Raw genomic sequence first — 14,482 nt, 5'->3', positions numbered from 1 at the left:
GCCATTTTTCAGCGCCGGCCGGGGGAGACCGAGGACCCGGGGCCCGGGGGCAGCGCCCCCGCCGCGGAGCCGCGTTCCACCAGCCGTGGCGCGCACAGAATCCGCTTGCGCCGCACCCGGCGCCCCTCGATCGCCGCCACAGCCAGCCGTGCCGCCTCCGCCGCGATCTCCGCGAGGCCCCAGTCCAGGGTCGTCAGCGCGGGTGTCAGGACCCGGGAGACCGGGTGGTCGTCGAAGCCGACCACCGACAGGTCCCGGCCGATCGCCAGGCCCGCTTCGGCGGCCGCCGCGTACACGCCGTACGCGATCGAGTCCGAGAAGCAGAACACCGCGGTGGAACGGCCACCCACCACCCCGCGCGCGACCCCGGTCGCCTCGCCCAACTCCTGTGCGCACGGCACCACTTCGACATCGAGGCCGAGCCGGTCCGCCGCCTCGCGCACATAGACGTCGGCGGGGCGGTCGGGGGTGCTGGGCCCGGTCGGGGTCAGCACCGTCACCCGCCGGTGTCCGAGCCGGCCCAGATACGCGAGCACCGCGTCGATCCCGGCGCGGTTGTCGAAGAGCACCTCACCGGCGGTCCTGGCCTGCTGGAGCGAGTCACCGATGGAGACCACCGGCACCGCGTCGGCGATCTTCGCCCAGCCCTCGGCCGAGGGGTCGACCGGCGAGACGAGCAGACCGTCCACCCGCTGGTCGCGGAGCTGCTTGGCGAGGACGAGTTCCCGTTCGGGGTCGCCGCCCGCGTCGAGGATCAGCGCATAGCGGTCCCCCGCCAGGAGTTCGCGCCCTATCGCCGCCATCAGCTGCTGCTGCCAGAGGTCCTGGAGGTCGCCCGCGAGGACGCCGACCATGCTCGTACGGCCGCTGGCGAGGGCGCGGGCGATGGGATCCGCCTCGTACCCCAGCTCGGCGGCGGCCTTGCGGACCCGCTCCTCGGTCTCCTTGGAGACCTGCTTGCCGCGCAGCGCGTACGAGACGGCGGCAGTGGAGAGGCCGGTGGCCTCTGCCACCTCGCGGAGGGTGGTGCGCTTGCTCGGCCTGGCCATGACGGGAAGCCTACCGGCCACCTCCGACAGCCCGCCGTGCCATTGCGCAGACCCGCGACCGGCTCTTCCCGGCCCGCGCGGCCCCGCTCGGCCGTGGCCTGGCAGCCGGCCTGGCAGCCGGCCTTGACACCGCACCTCGTTAACCGCTTCACTTAAGCGCGTCAGTTAACCGCTTAACACCAAGGTGAATCTTGCTTGTAGACGTCCACCAGCACCTCTGGCCGCCGGCCTTCACGGAGCTGCTGCGCGCCCGCACCACCGCCCCGTACCTCGACGGCTGGACGCTCCACCTGCAAGGAGAGCCGCCGTACGCGGTCGACCCGGGCGATCACGACGTCGCAGCCCGCACCGCACTGGCCCACGCCGACGGCCTCGGCCTGGCGCTCGTCTCGCTCTCCAGCCCGCTCGGTATCGAGTACCTGCCGCCCGCCGAGGCGGACCCGCTGCTGGCCGCCTTCCACGACGGCGCGCTGGCCCTCCCCGCGCCCTTCGGCGTCTGGGCGTCGGCGGGGCTCGTCGCGCCGGACCCCGAAGCGCTGGACCGCACCCTCGGCCAGGGGTGCGCCGGGCTCCAACTGCCCGCCACCGCACTGCTCGACGAGGCGGGCTGGGTGCACTGCGCGCCGCTGCTCGACACGCTCACCCGCGCGGGCAAACCGCTCTTCGTCCACCCGGGCGCGGCGCCGCCCAGCGCCCCCGGCGCCCCGCCGTGGTGGCCCGCACTGGTGCCGTACGTCCAGCAGCTGCACGCCTCCTGGTTCGCCTTCCGCGCGTTCGGCCGGCCGCGCCACCCCGGGCTGCGGGTCTGCTTCGCCGCCCTCGCGGGCCTCGCCCCGCTGCACGGCGAGCGGCTCGCGGCCCGCGGCGGCGGCCGGGGCCAGGTCGATTTCGACACCTTCTACGAGACCTCGTCGTACGGCACCCGGGCGGTGGACGCCCTGGTCCGAGCGGTCGGCATCGACGTGGTCGTGTCCGGCAGCGACCGCCCGTACGCCCGGCCCGTCACCCCCGACCTCGGCGCCGAAGCGGCCGTCCACGCGCTCCGCGCCGCCAACCCCGCCCGTCTCCTGAATCCCTCCCCCTGAATCCCGCCTCCTGAAGGGAGCAACCCCGTGACGTACGACGCCACGCTGCCCGACCGCAATCTCGACAAGCGTGAACTCCAGGCACTGGTCGACGACCTGGCCGCCCGCCCGGAGCTCTGGCGGTCCGAGGTCGCCTTCTCGGACACCGACCGGCACTACGCCTCGCTGCACCGCGACGAGTACGTCGACATCTGGCTGCTCTGCTGGACCCGGCAGAACGACACCGGCTGGCACGACCACGACATCTCGTCGGGCGCGGTCCGGGTGGTCCAGGGCGTACTGACCGAGTCGAATCCGCGCATCGGCGGCCGGCACCTGGCGACCGCCGTCGGCGCGGACACCTCCTTCTGCTTCGGTCCCGACCACATCCACCGTCTGACCGGGGCGACGGACGACGCGGTCTCGATCCACGCGTACTCGCCGCCGCTCTGGCGGCTCGGCCAGTACGACATCAGTGACGACGGTCTGATGCGCCGGATTTCTGTGTCATATGCGGACGAACTACGCCCTATGGACAGTCCCGCCGCGTGAAGAATCAGCCACCCGACCGGCACTAATTCGCCTGAACCTATTGACCTTCCATTCATCACGGCACACTCTGCATAGATCGATACAACGTCGGTCGGCACACCCGGCCAGCGATGGCAGCGCGGTGAACGCGGCGCAGTGGTGAGAGGGAGGCCGTCAGTGGCGGGCCTGGTGGAACAGCGGTCAATCGATGTCGTCCCCGACGAGGAGCGCCACGGCAGCGCCTTCTCCCAGTTCACCCTCTGGGTGGGCGCGAACCTCCACATCACCGCGGTCGTGACCGGCGCGCTCGCCGTGGTCTTCGGCGGCGGCGCGCTCTGGTCGATCGTCGGGCTGCTGCTCGGCAATCTGCTGGGCGGGACCGTGATGGCCCTGCACTCGGCGCAGGGCCCGCGGCTCGGGCTGCCCCAGATGATCTCGTCCCGTGCGCAGTTCGGGGTCAAGGGCGCGGTGGTCCCGCTGGCCCTGGTGATCCTGATGTACGTCGGGTTCTTCGCCAGCGGTACCGTCCTGGCGGGCCAGGCGGTGGGCAAGCTGACCCACCTCGGCGACACCGCGGGCATCGTCATCTTCGCCGTGATCACCGCGGCGATGGCGGTCATCGGCTACCGGGTGATCCACACCCTCGGCCGGGTGGCGAGCGTCATCTGCGCCATCGCCTTCATCTACCTGGGGATCCGGCTGCTCGACCGCATCGACCTGGGCACGGTCCTGCACGACCACAGCTTCTCGTTCCCGCTGTTCCTGCTCGCGGTCTCGCTCTCGGCCTCCTGGCAGCTGGCGTTCGGCCCGTACGTGGCGGACTACTCGCGCTATCTGCCCCGTACGACGAGCGGCCGGGCCACGTTCTGGTGGACGCTCGGCGGCACCACGCTCGGCTCGCAGTGGTCGATGACCTTCGGTGTCCTGGTGGCGGCCACGGCGGGCGACGCCTTCCTGAACAGCCAGGTCGGTTACGTGGTCGGGCTCGGCGGCACCGGCCTGATGGCCTCGGCCCTCTACTTCGTCATCGCGCTCGGCAAGCTCACGATCAACGTGCTGAACACCTACGGCGGCTTCATGTCGATGGTGACGAGCATCAGCGGATTCCGCGGCCAGAAGACCCTCACCCCGCGCGGCCGCACGCTCTACATCCTGGTCATCATGGTCGCCGGCACGGTGGTGGCCCTGGCGGGCAAGGACAGCTTCCTGGACTCCTTCAAGGACTTCCTGCTCTTCCTGCTGGCCTTCTTCACGCCGTGGTCGGCGATCAACCTGGTCGACTACTACCTGGTCTCCCGCGAGCGCTACGACATCCCGGCCCTCTCCGACCCGAAGGGCCGCTACGGCGCCTGGCGCTGGGACGCCCTGCTGGTCTACGGGATCGGCCTGGTGGCCCAGTTCCCCTTCCTGGCCACGTCCTTCTACACCGGACCGCTGGTCGGCCCCCTCGGCGGCGCCGACATCTCCTGGATCGTGGGGCTCGTGGTCCCGGCGGCGCTGTACTGGATCCTGGCGCGGCGGAACACCTCGCACGTCCCGGAGGCCACCATCCTGTCGGCGCCGGCCGCCGAGCCCGTACCGGAGCAGGTGCCGTCCCCGTAGGACGGCACAGGACCGCGGGGAAGGTGGGTGGAGGTACCCCCCTGAATTGGGGGGTTAGCCCCACTGCCCCCCGCGTTCCGGGTTCGTACCGTGGACACCATGGAAGCCAGCGACCCGGAGTTGAAGAAGGAACTCGACGCCGCCCTGCACGCCCGCAGGGAACTGGGCGAGGATTACGACTCGGCCCTGGTCGAATCGTTCCTGGAGAAGGTCGAGCAGCGGCTCGACGGCACGGTGGACCGGCGGGTTCGCCGGCAGATGGCCGAACAGCAGATGGTGGTCGCGCGGGGCGGCAACCGCCCGCAGCAGCCCGAGAGCGGCTTCGGCGAACGGTTCGGGTTCGGGATCGTCACGATGATCCTGGCCGTCCCGCTGTCGGCGATCGGGGTGGTCAACGCGGGCCTGCCGGGTCTCATCGTCACGTGGGTGGGGATCGCGGGCGTCAACATGGTCCACGCCGCGCGCGACGGCGGGCTGTTCCAGCGGCTGCGCACCCACGCGAAGTCCTCGCCGGAATCCGGCTGGGAGGACTGACCCGGGACCGACCGGGGACCGACCCGGGACTGGCCCGGGACCGACTCGGGTCCGGGGTTCACCGCGTACCACCGCTCACGGCCCGGCACGGCAGGCGGCAGCCGCCGTCCAAGGGCGATCGCGGGGACCGCCGACCCCCCGGCGGACCGGGAGGCGGGACGACGGCGGTCCCCGCGAGGGACGCGGGTCCGGGTCAGGGCCGGGGTGCCGCGTCCATGGCGTCCTGGAGGCCGGGAGCCGCTCCGGAGGTCCGTGACGCCGTTCGTGGTGCCGGAGGGTCTCCCTCCCGGCATCCACCAATCTGCCGCAGCCTTGTTAAGACGGTGCTGCGCGGGCGTGTCACCCGTGTACCACTTGGGGGAATCCTGCCCGCGGACGCGGGATCAGCGGGTGTACGGCGGCCCTCCCCGCGCACGGGATGCGCGGGGAGGGCCGCCGGGAGAGAAGAGCCGCAGGGAGAACCGCCGCACACCGGCCACCGGGCCGGACAGGCAGGTCTCAGCGGGCCTCGGCGTTACGTGCCAGATAGCTCAGCAGGTCCTGGCGGCTGACCACACCCGTCGGCTTCCCCTCCACCAGCACGATCGCGGCGTCCGCCTTTTCCAGGACGGCCATCAGATCGGCGACCGGCTCGCCCGAGCCGACCAGCGGAAGCGGCGAGGACATGTGCTTCTCCAGCGCGTCGCCCAGCGAGGCCCGCTGGGTGAACAGCGCGTCGAGCAGCTCGCGCTCCACCACCGAACCGATGACCTCGGCGGCCATCACGTCCGGGTGCCCGGCCCCCGGCTTCACGATGGGCATCTGCGACACGCCGTACTCGCGCAGCACGTCGATCGCGTCGCCGACGGTCTCCTCCGGGTGCATGTGCACCAGGTGGGGGATGCCGTCCTCCTTGCCCAGCAGCACATCGGAGACGCGCGGCTCGGTGCCGGGCTGCTCCAGGAACCCGTAGTCGTTCATCCACTCGTCGTTGAAGATCTTCGAGAGGTAGCCGCGCCCGCTGTCCGGCAGCAGCACGACGACGATGTCGTCGGGCCCGAGGTCCTCGGCCACCCGCAGCGCCGCCACGACCGCCATCCCGCAGGAGCCGCCGACCAGCAGGCCCTCCTCCTTGGCGAGCCTGCGCGTCATCTGGAAGGAGTCCTTGTCGGACACGGCGACGATGCCGTCGGTCACCGTCCTGTCGTACGCGGACGGCCAGAAGTCCTCACCGACGCCCTCGACCAGGTAGGGCCGCCCCGAGCCGCCCGAGTACACCGAGCCCTCCGGGTCGGCGCCGATGATCCTGACCCGGCCGTCGGACACGTCCTTGAGGTACCGGCCGGTCCCGGTGATCGTGCCGCCCGTGCCGACGCCGGCGACGAAGTGGGTGATCCGCCCCTCCGTCTGCTCCCACAGCTCGGGTCCTGTGGTCTCGTAGTGCGAGCGCGGGTTGTTGGGGTTGCTGTACTGGTCGGGCTTCCACGCGCCCGGCGTCTCCCTGACCAGGCGGTCGGAGACGTTGTAGTACGAGTCCGGGTGGTCGGGGTCGACGGCGGTCGGGCAGACGACGACATCGGCCCCGTACGCCCGCAGCACGTTGATCTTGTCCGTTGACACCTTGTCCGGGCAGACGAAGATGCACTTGTAGCCCTTCTGCTGGGCCACGATCGCCAGCCCGACACCAGTGTTGCCACTGGTCGGCTCCACGATCGTGCCGCCGGGCTGCAGCTCGCCGCTCTGCTCCGCCGCCTCGATCATGCGCACGGCGATACGGTCCTTCACAGAACCGCCCGGATTGAAGTATTCGACCTTGGCCAGGACGGTCGCCCTGATCCCTGCGGTCACGTTGTTGAGCCTCACCAGCGGGGTGTTGCCGACGAGGCTGATCATCGAGTCGTGGAAGTGCACCATGGCGGTCAGCGTATTGGACAAGATTGGGCAGCACCGGTGTACGGGCAGTTACGTCGTGTACGGCTATGAGGAGGTGGCAGTGTCGAGGGCGAGGGTGGCGCGACGGATCGCTGCGGGCGCGGCGTACGGAGGCGGCAGCATCGGGCTGGTCGGAGCGGCCGCGGTGGGCGTGGTGCTGGCGGAGGTCCAGCTGGCCAAGCGTTCCGTGGGCGGTGGGCGGGCCCCTCAGGCGCCGAGCGCTGACGGGCGGTACGGGCTGGCGTTCGCCGGCCGCGCGGGGCGTCTGGAGCCGTTGCGGCTGGCCATGCTCGGCGACTCGACGGCGGCGGGCCAGGGCGTACGGCGGGCGGGCCAGACCCCGGCCGCGCTGCTGGCCTCCGGTCTCGCCGCGGTGGCCGAGCGGCCGGTGGACCTCCGGAACGTCGCGCTGCCCGGCGCGATGTCGGACGATCTGGACCGGCAGGTGGGGCTGGTGCTCGCCGACCCGGCGCGGCTGCCCGAGGTCTGCGTGATCATGATCGGCGCCAACGACGTGACCCACCGGATGCCGGCCACCCAGTCCGTACGCCATCTGGCGACCGCCGTCCGCAGGCTGCGGACGGCGGGGGCCGAGGTCGTCGTCGGGACCTGCCCCGACCTGGGCACGGTCGAGCCCGTCTACCAGCCGCTGCGGTGGCTGGCCCGGCGGGTCTCCCGGCAGCTGGCTGCGGCGCAGACGATCGGGGTGGTCGAACAGGGCGGGCGGACGGTGTCGCTCGGCGAGATGCTGGGCCCGGAGTTCGCGGCGAACCCCCGCGAGCTGTTCGGCCCGGACAACTACCACCCCTCCGCCGAGGGGTACGCGACGGCCGCGATGGCGGTGCTGCCCACGCTCTGCGCGGTACTGGGCCTGTGGCCGGAGACCGACCGCCTGGACGCCACCCGCGACGAGGACATGCTGCCGGTGGCCAAGGCCGCGTCGGCCGCCGCGTCCGAGGCGGGCACCGAGGTCACGGGCGTCCGCGCCCCCTGGGCCCTGCTGAAGCACCGCAGGCGGCGGCGCCTGCCGGCGGAGTCGCCCGAAACGGCGCACGCCGCGCCGCCCGGGGAGCAGCGGCACGGGCCGCAGCCGCCGATCGCTCCTCCAGGGCCGGTGTCGGAGCCGGAGCCGGAGCCGGGGCCGGAGGCGAAGCCGAAGCCGGGGCCAGGGCCCGAGCCAGGTACGCGGCCAGGTCCGGGGCCGAAGCCAGGGCCCGGTCCGGAGCCGGGCCAGCCGGAGCCGGGGGTCGCGCAGCCCCCCGCTCCACCATCCTGAGCGGTCGCTTAGAAAAGAGGCCCGCATCACACACCGTCCCCGGTGACCTCGGCGGTACGTCCGGGTAACTTCCAATCAGCCCCGCCCGCCGAACCAGCACCGCCCAGCCAGCCCGCTTTCTCAGCCTCATGGAGCCGTGATGCCCGAAGCCGTGATCGTCTCAACCGCCCGCTCCCCCATCGGCCGCGCCTTCAAGGGTTCGCTGAAGGACCTGCGCGCCGACGACCTCACCGCCACCATCATCCAGGCCGCCCTCGCCAAGGTCCCCGAGCTGGACCCCCGGGACATCGACGACCTGATGCTGGGCTGCGGGCTGCCCGGCGGTGAACAGGGCAACAACCTGGGCCGCATCGTCAGCGTCGCCATGGGGATGGACCACCTCCCCGGCTGTACGGTCACCCGCTACTGCTCATCCTCCCTCCAGACCTCACGGATGGCGCTGCACGCCATCAAGGCGGGCGAGGGCGACGTCTTCATCTCGGCCGGTGTCGAGATGGTGTCGCGGTTCGTGAAGGGCAACTCCGACAGCCTTCCCGACACGCACAACCCGCTCTTCGCCGAGGCCGAGGCCCGCACCGAGGCCGTGGCCAAGAGCGAGGGCGCCTCCTGGCACGACCCCCGCGAGGACGGCCTCGTCCCGGACGCGTACATCGCGATGGGCCAGACCGCCGAGAACCTGGCGGGGATCAAGGGCATCACCCGGCAGGACATGGACGAGTTCGGCGTGCGGTCGCAGAACCTCGCCGAGAAAGCGATCAAGAACGGCTTCTGGGCCCGCGAGATCACCCCGGTGACGCTCCCCGACGGCACGGTCGTCTCCGCTGACGACGGCCCGCGTGCCGGCGTGACCCTCGAAGGCGTTCAGGGCCTGAAGCCGGTCTTCCGCCCCGACGGCCGCATCACCGCGGGCAACTGCTGCCCGCTCAACGACGGTGCGGCGGCCCTGGTGATCATGAGTGACACCAAGGCGCGCGAGCTGGGCCTGACCCCGCTGGCCCGGATCGTCTCGACGGGCGTCACCGGCCTCTCCCCCGAGATCATGGGGTACGGACCGGTCGAGGCGTCCAAGCAGGCGCTGAAGCGGGCGGGCCTGACGATCGGCGACATCGACCTGGCCGAACTGAACGAGGCGTTCGCCGCCCAGGTCATCCCGTCCTACCGGGACCTGGGCCTCGACCTGGACAAGGTGAACGTGAACGGCGGCGCCATCGCCGTCGGCCACCCCTTCGGCATGACGGGCGCGCGCATCACCGGCACGCTGATCAACAGCCTGCAGTTCCACGACAAGCAGTTCGGCCTGGAGACGATGTGCGTGGGCGGCGGCCAGGGCATGGCGATGGTCATCGAGCGCCTCAGCTGATTCCGCCACCCCCTGATCCACCGGCCCGATCCACCGGCCCGATTCGGCCACCAGCCCCTGAATCCACAGCGGCCGCACAGCAGCACACAGTGATCCCACAGCGGCATCACAGACACGCACACAGCGCACCCGGACGCTGACGCTGCGTCGACGGGAACGCCCCGATCCCTCCCACAGGAGGGGTCGGGGCGTTCGTAACTCCGCTACCCAGAGGCATGGTTGATGCCGCCCCTGTCACAACTCCCCTCCTTCCATGCCTCTCGCCACCCAGTCGTGACCGAATCTCCCCCAGGATGTGACCTATCTCCCGGGAACTTTTCATTCCCGCAGGTCACAGAGGAATCAGAGGGAAAAACAGGGCCCAAAGACCTGTCCAATTCATGACGTAATGCACTGCCGGCGGACACACTCTCACGACAAGCTGATGTAGGAAGTCGGGGACCGATTGAATCCGGGAGTAAGTCAGTGAGCACTTTGTCGATTGCCCTGCTGCTGACGACGGCCACCGCCACGGCCGTCGGCGCTGCGTCCCTGCATGCCGCACACGGCCTGCGCCGCCAGATCGCCGCCCTGCGCGACGACCTCGCCTGCGCGTCCGGCGGCAGCACTCGGGGCGCGACCGTACCGGCCGCACGTGAGACCCCGGCGGCCGAGATACGGGCGGCCGTCGCGGAAGCGCTGGCCGAGGAGCGTGAACGCGAGCTGGCCGAGGCGCGCGCCTTCTGGGCCGCGCAGGAGTCCCGCGACGCGGCGGACGCCCCGTCCCTGCTGGGCGGCCTGGCCGGACTCGGCGAGGACGCCGCGTTCTTCCTGCCGCGCCAGACCGACTTCACCGGCGTCGACCCGGCCTTCGATGCCGGCTTCGGCCCGGAGCTGGAACCGGCCGTGGAGTCGGGCGCCGACGCGGACGACGAGCCGGGCCCCGACGAGTACGCGGCCGACAGCGCCGAACTGGCCGCGGCACGCCGCAGGCACCCCTCCCACCCCGACTTCGTCCCGGTGCAGACCCCCGTGGTGACCGAGCACGAGCGCATGGTGACCCGTCTCGAAGAACTCGCCGAGACCCGCACCGCGCTCTCCGACGTCCGTCCGGGCCCGCTCGGGACGCTCGATGTGTACGTCTTCACGGACGGCACCACGCTCTGTATGACGCCCGGCCACCGCGAGACCGCCGAGCGGCTCTCCGAGGCCCTGCGCGCGGGCGACAACCCGGTCCTGCTGGGCGGTTCCGGCATCTCCGGCGCGTACGCGCTGACCTTCACCTGCGGCGAGGAGAACGTCTACATCCTCGCGGACCGCGTCATAGCGTCGTTGTAACGCCGGACCGCGTCACAGCGCCGCCGTAACGCCCGTCGCCGCAGCCCCCACCGCCGTAACGCCCCTCACAGCCCCGATCGGGCCTCGGCAGCCTCCACCGACTTCACGGCCTCGTCCAGCTCCGCGGACGGGGCCGTTCGCAACTCCTCGGCCAAGTCGTGTGCCGCGACGGCGACTTGGTCGGCGACGGCGAACATCCCGGCGTCCGGCATGATCCGCACGGCTGCGTCCGGGAACTCCAGACGCTGGGCGCGCGAGGACAGTTCCCTGGCCAGCTCAAGACCTGCGGCGGCGGCTCCGCGCTGGAGCCGGCTCTGCGGGGCGGAACGCAGCCGGTCGGCGAAGCGGTCCGCCGCGGTGGTGAGGGGCGTCGTATCGAGCACGCCGCGACCCTACGCGCCCGTCCCGGACGGTTGCCAACGGGCCAATGCTGAGGCACGGTGCAGTGAAGGCACAGCAATACCGACTCAGCGCAATGCCTCCGGAGGCGCCGATGTCCCAAGTCTTCTCCGAAGAGACCCATCGCAACATGCTCTCCCGCATCCCCGAGTGCACCGGCCGTGAAGTGTCCGACTGGCTCCGTGCCGTCGACGAAGGCCCCACCCTCGTCCGCTTCGACGAGAAGGTCAGCTGGCTCAGGACCGAACACCAGCTTGCCTACGGCCACGCCAAGGCGATCATCCACGAGTACGACCTCAGACGAGCCGCACGGCGGCTGCTCTAGGCGTCTCCGGGCACCGGGCACCGAGCACCGAGCACCGGCCACCGCGAAGCAGCTCACCCACTCCAGTGCACACGAAGGGGCCCGTCCGGAACGCATCCGGACGGGCCCCTCACTGACGGCCGGGCCGTCCACTCACTTCCGCTGTCCTAGTCGTTGCCGCTGAAGATCGCGACGAGCCGCAGCATCTCCAGGTAGATCCAGACGAGCGACATGGTCAGGCCGAACGCCGCCAGCCACGACTCCTGGCGCGGGGCGCCATAGGTGATGCCGTCCTCGATCTGCTTGAAGTCCAGCGTCAGGAAGAAGCAGCCGATCAGGATCGCCAGCACCCCGACGAGCGCACCGAGCGGCCCGAAGTCGCGCAGCCCGCCGTCACCGGCCACACCGAAGGCGACCAGCAGCAGATTGACCACCATCACCATCAGGAACGCCATCGCGATGATCATGCCGATGCGGGCGTACCGCGCGGTGACCCGGATCCAGCGCTGCTTGTACGCCAGCAGGCTCGCGGCCGACACGGCCATCGTGCCCAGCACCGCCTGGAAGGGCGCGCCCGACCACTGGCTGTTGTACATCTCGCTGAGCACGCCGAGGAAGATGCCCTCGAAGAACGCGTAACCGAGGATCAGCGCGGGTGCCGGCGTGCGCTTGAAGGACTGCACCATCGCCAGCACGAAGGCCACCAGCGCGGAGCCGACAGCCAGTCCGTAGCTGGTCGAGGAGACCGGCAGCAGCGCCCAGGCCAGCACGGCGCCGAGGGCGACCGTGCCGAGCGTCATGGCCGTCCGCGTGACGACGTCGTCCATCGTCATCGCACCGGCGCGCGCGGGCGCCTGGGGGCCGTACGGGTCGGTCGCGTACGGATTGGCCGCGTACGGGTTGGCGTACGGGTTCTGGCCGGACGGGTTCTGCGCGTACGGGTTGGTTCCTACCGCGGGTCCCCCGGCCTGCGGCGCCGCGTTGAATCCCGCGTAGCCGTTGTCGCGGCTGAAGCCCCGTCGCGAGAAGACCGGGTTGCTGCTCCTCATCTCACTCCTCAGTGGCCACGGTGCGTGGCCTCGTGCACCAGAGTAATGGGACAGCAAAGAGAAGGGCGTAGTGCCTGGGAAGGATCTTTCCGTGATCGTGACGCCGGACGCACCCGGCGCCCTGCGGGGCCGGGCCCGGCTCGTCACCCGCGTGGGGCGAGCCACTCCTGAAGTTCGACGAGGTTTCCCGCCGGATCCATGAGGTGGGCGACGCGCATGCGATCGGTCATGGCGGCAGGGCCGTGGACGAGTACGGCTCCCCGCGCGGCGATCTCCTCGCAGTAGCGGCCGATGTCGTCGACCCGCAGAACGACGAGGGACCGGTAGCCGGACGGCTCAGCGGCGAGTTCGCCCAGGACCTGGGCCATCTGTGTACGGTCCTGCAACGCGATGCCCGCGGCGCCGCCGTCGGGAGTGAACTTCGCGTACGGGCCGTCCTCCGCATCGAACTGCGGCTTCAGCCCCAGTACGTCGCGGTAGAAGCGGTAACAGCCGGGGAAGTCCGCAACAAGAAGGCGGACCTGGGCAAGTTCCATCAATATCCCTCCGTATCCCTCCGCGACGACTGGTCCGGGCACCCTCATCGCCGCGCTTCGGGGCACGGCCGCACGCGGAGCGCGGGGGCCGCGTCACGTGAGGGGTGCGACGTCACCGGTGGGTCCAGCCCGCGGCTGGTCCGGGCAACAACACGATCCCACGGCGGTGGCCAAGGTGGTGACCCATGCGGTGAATCGGCGTAGGTCGCCGGCCGCCCCCGGCGCCCGGCGAGGTGCCCGGAACCGGACTTGAACCGGTACGCCCCCGAGGGGCAGCGAGGTTTAAGCTCGCCGTGTCTGCATTCCACCATCCGGGCAAGACGCGCGGCACCGCATTCGCGTTTCAGAGACTATCCGGACGCGCCGCCCGGACAGCGGACCCTCAGCGCGATGTTGTCTTATTTTATTGATGCCTGAAGGTCCGTCAGCGAGTGGATGCGCCATCGGCACATGCCGCACGTGGTGGCGGCCCCGTACCCGGGCGTACGGGATTGACGGAAAGTCGCCGTACCGGGTACCCCGGCCCGGCCGCCGGGCCGGGGTACCCGCGGGGGACGGCCTCAGGGGCGGTGTCATACCGGAGGAGGAGGCGGCGCCCTCCCGGTCACTCTCAAGAGGGCCACGGGAACGGGCATGCGGAGGGACGTTACGGCGCCGGGCGGCCACGAGGATGGAGAAGTCCCCGCATCCCGTTCCGAACAGGAGCCCCACGTGACCTCGACCACCACCGCCCGCCGCGCCACCGCGGTGGCCGCCCGCGCCTCCGACCTCTCCAAGGTGTACGGCCAGGGGGAGACCCAGGTGGTCGCCCTGGACAGCGTGTCCGTGGACTTCCGGCAGGGCGAGTTCACCGCGATCATGGGCCCGTCCGGTTCCGGGAAGTCGACGCTGATGCACTGCGTCGCGGGGCTCGACACCTTCACATCGGGCTCCGTACGCATCGGTGAGACCGAGCTGAACACCCTCAAGGACAAGCAACTCACGCAGTTGCGCCGGGACAAGATCGGCTTCATCTTCCAGGCCTTCAACCTGCTGCCCACGCTGACGGCTTCCGAGAACATCACGCTGCCGATGGACATCGCGGGCCGCAAGCCCGACAAGGCGTGGCTGGCGAACGTCATCGAGATGGTGGGGCTCAAGGACCGGCTCAGCCACCGGCCCACCCAGCTCTCCGGCGGCCAGCAGCAGCGCGTCGCCGTTGCCCGTGCGCTGGCCTCGCAGCCCGAGATCATCTTCGGCGACGAGCCGACCGGGAACCTGGACTCGCGCTCGGGCGCCGAGGTGCTCGGCTTCCTGCGCAACTCCGTACGGGAGCTGGGCCAGACGGTCGTCATGGTGACCCATGACGCGATGGCCGCCGCCTACGCGGACCGGGTCATCTTCCTCGCGGACGGCCGGATCGTCGACGAGATGCTGTCGCCCAGCGCCGAAGCCGTACTGGACCGGATGAAGGAGTTCGACGCCCGGGGCCGGACCAGCTGACCCCGCCCCGGCCGAACCCACTCCGGCCGACCCCACCCCGTACGGCCCCGCTCCGCCCGCCCCGCCGG

13 protein-coding genes, 1 tRNA gene and 1 pseudogene are annotated in these 14,482 nt (G+C 71.0%); 9 read left to right on the top strand and 6 right to left on the bottom strand.

Annotation, left to right across the window (positions count from 1 at the left end):
• Positions 1 to 8: 8 nt before the first annotated feature.
• Positions 9 to 1,049 (bottom strand): LacI family DNA-binding transcriptional regulator, encoded by a 1,041-nt coding sequence (locus tag OG210_RS19335; RefSeq protein ID WP_328327282.1) that lies wholly within the window; start codon positions 1,047 to 1,049, stop codon positions 9 to 11.
• Positions 1,050 to 1,240: 191 nt separating this feature from the next.
• Between OG210_RS19335 and OG210_RS19330 the strand changes: the two genes are divergently transcribed.
• From OG210_RS19330 to OG210_RS19315, 4 genes are all read left to right on the top strand, one after another.
• On the top strand, positions 1,241 to 2,134 hold the full coding sequence (locus tag OG210_RS19330; RefSeq protein ID WP_371537879.1) for an amidohydrolase: 894 nt from the start codon (positions 1,241 to 1,243) through the stop codon (positions 2,132 to 2,134).
• 27 nt (positions 2,135 to 2,161) lie between these two features.
• Positions 2,162 to 2,665, top strand: coding sequence for a cysteine dioxygenase family protein (locus OG210_RS19325; protein ID WP_328327286.1), 504 nt, complete (start codon positions 2,162 to 2,164; stop codon positions 2,663 to 2,665).
• 156 nt (positions 2,666 to 2,821) lie between these two features.
• The gene (locus tag OG210_RS19320) at positions 2,822 to 4,246 is read left to right on the top strand and encodes a cytosine permease (RefSeq protein WP_371537876.1); all 1,425 of its coding nucleotides are present in this window, start codon (positions 2,822 to 2,824) and stop codon (positions 4,244 to 4,246) included.
• A gap of 99 nt (positions 4,247 to 4,345) precedes the next feature.
• Positions 4,346 to 4,780, top strand: coding sequence for a hypothetical protein (locus OG210_RS19315; protein WP_328327291.1), 435 nt, complete (start codon positions 4,346 to 4,348; stop codon positions 4,778 to 4,780).
• Between the two features lie 498 nt (positions 4,781 to 5,278).
• Here the strand turns inward: OG210_RS19315 and OG210_RS19310 are convergent, their stop codons facing one another.
• Entirely contained in the window at positions 5,279 to 6,670 is a 1,392-nt protein-coding gene (locus OG210_RS19310; RefSeq protein WP_328335454.1) for a cystathionine beta-synthase, read from the bottom strand.
• 97 nt (positions 6,671 to 6,767) lie between these two features.
• On the opposite strand from OG210_RS19310, the pseudogene OG210_RS19305 reads away from it, so the two are divergent.
• The 3 genes and pseudogenes from OG210_RS19305 to OG210_RS19295 all read left to right on the top strand — a co-directional run.
• Positions 6,768 to 7,772 (top strand): annotated as a pseudogene (locus tag OG210_RS19305) (SGNH/GDSL hydrolase family protein); the annotation flags it as partial.
• A gap of 334 nt (positions 7,773 to 8,106) precedes the next feature.
• Positions 8,107 to 9,327, top strand: coding sequence for an acetyl-CoA C-acetyltransferase (locus tag OG210_RS19300; protein WP_328327293.1), 1,221 nt, complete (start codon positions 8,107 to 8,109; stop codon positions 9,325 to 9,327).
• 465 nt (positions 9,328 to 9,792) lie between these two features.
• A complete protein-coding gene (locus OG210_RS19295) occupies positions 9,793 to 10,644 on the top strand; it encodes a hypothetical protein (RefSeq protein ID WP_328327295.1) in 852 nt (283 codons plus the stop codon).
• Positions 10,645 to 10,709: 65 nt separating this feature from the next.
• On the opposite strand, the gene OG210_RS19290 is transcribed toward OG210_RS19295, so the two are convergent.
• Positions 10,710 to 11,027, bottom strand: coding sequence for a hypothetical protein (locus OG210_RS19290; RefSeq protein WP_328327298.1), 318 nt, complete (start codon positions 11,025 to 11,027; stop codon positions 10,710 to 10,712).
• Positions 11,028 to 11,137: 110 nt separating this feature from the next.
• Here OG210_RS19290 and OG210_RS19285 point away from each other — a divergent pair, with 110 nt between their 5' ends.
• Positions 11,138 to 11,368, top strand: a complete 231-nt coding sequence (locus OG210_RS19285) for a DUF4287 domain-containing protein (protein WP_327297215.1) — start codon at positions 11,138 to 11,140, stop codon at positions 11,366 to 11,368.
• 146 nt (positions 11,369 to 11,514) lie between these two features.
• Here OG210_RS19285 and OG210_RS19280 read toward each other — a convergent pair whose 3' ends face one another.
• The 3 genes from OG210_RS19280 to OG210_RS19270 all read right to left on the bottom strand — a co-directional run bounded on the left by OG210_RS19280 (position 11,515) and on the right by OG210_RS19270 (position 13,249).
• On the bottom strand, positions 11,515 to 12,396 hold the full coding sequence (locus OG210_RS19280; RefSeq protein WP_328327300.1) for a Bax inhibitor-1/YccA family protein: 882 nt from the start codon (positions 12,394 to 12,396) through the stop codon (positions 11,515 to 11,517).
• Between the two features lie 143 nt (positions 12,397 to 12,539).
• Entirely contained in the window at positions 12,540 to 12,932 is a 393-nt protein-coding gene (locus OG210_RS19275; protein ID WP_328327302.1) for a VOC family protein, read from the bottom strand.
• Positions 12,933 to 13,166: 234 nt separating this feature from the next.
• Positions 13,167 to 13,249 (bottom strand) — tRNA-Leu (locus OG210_RS19270).
• A 394-nt stretch (positions 13,250 to 13,643) separates the two neighbouring features.
• On the opposite strand from OG210_RS19270, the gene OG210_RS19265 reads away from it, so the two are divergent.
• Positions 13,644 to 14,414, top strand: coding sequence for an ABC transporter ATP-binding protein (locus OG210_RS19265; RefSeq protein ID WP_371537870.1), 771 nt, complete (start codon positions 13,644 to 13,646; stop codon positions 14,412 to 14,414).
• Positions 14,415 to 14,482 lie beyond the last annotated feature (68 nt).

This window comes from Streptomyces sp. NBC_00466 (assembly GCF_041433995.1).
Lineage (GTDB): Bacteria > Actinomycetota > Actinomycetes > Streptomycetales > Streptomycetaceae > Streptomyces.
The sequence above is the reverse complement of the archived record's forward strand: the minus strand, read 5'-3'. Positions and strand labels throughout refer to the sequence as shown.

Excerpts from the sequence above, each read along its gene's own strand:
- OG210_RS19335 (WP_328327282.1), bottom strand. The coding sequence starts at position 1,049 with ATGGCCAGGCCGAGCAAGCGCACCACCCTCCGCGAGGTGGCAGAGGCC.
- OG210_RS19315 (WP_328327291.1), top strand. The coding sequence starts at position 4,346 with ATGGAAGCCAGCGACCCGGAGTTGAAGAAGGAACTCGACGCCGCCCTG.
- OG210_RS19300 (WP_328327293.1), top strand. The coding sequence starts at position 8,107 with ATGCCCGAAGCCGTGATCGTCTCAACCGCCCGCTCCCCCATCGGCCGC.
- OG210_RS19285 (WP_327297215.1), top strand. The coding sequence starts at position 11,138 with ATGTCCCAAGTCTTCTCCGAAGAGACCCATCGCAACATGCTCTCCCGC.
- OG210_RS19280 (WP_328327300.1), bottom strand. The coding sequence starts at position 12,396 with ATGAGGAGCAGCAACCCGGTCTTCTCGCGACGGGGCTTCAGCCGCGAC.
- OG210_RS19275 (WP_328327302.1), bottom strand. The coding sequence starts at position 12,932 with ATGGAACTTGCCCAGGTCCGCCTTCTTGTTGCGGACTTCCCCGGCTGT.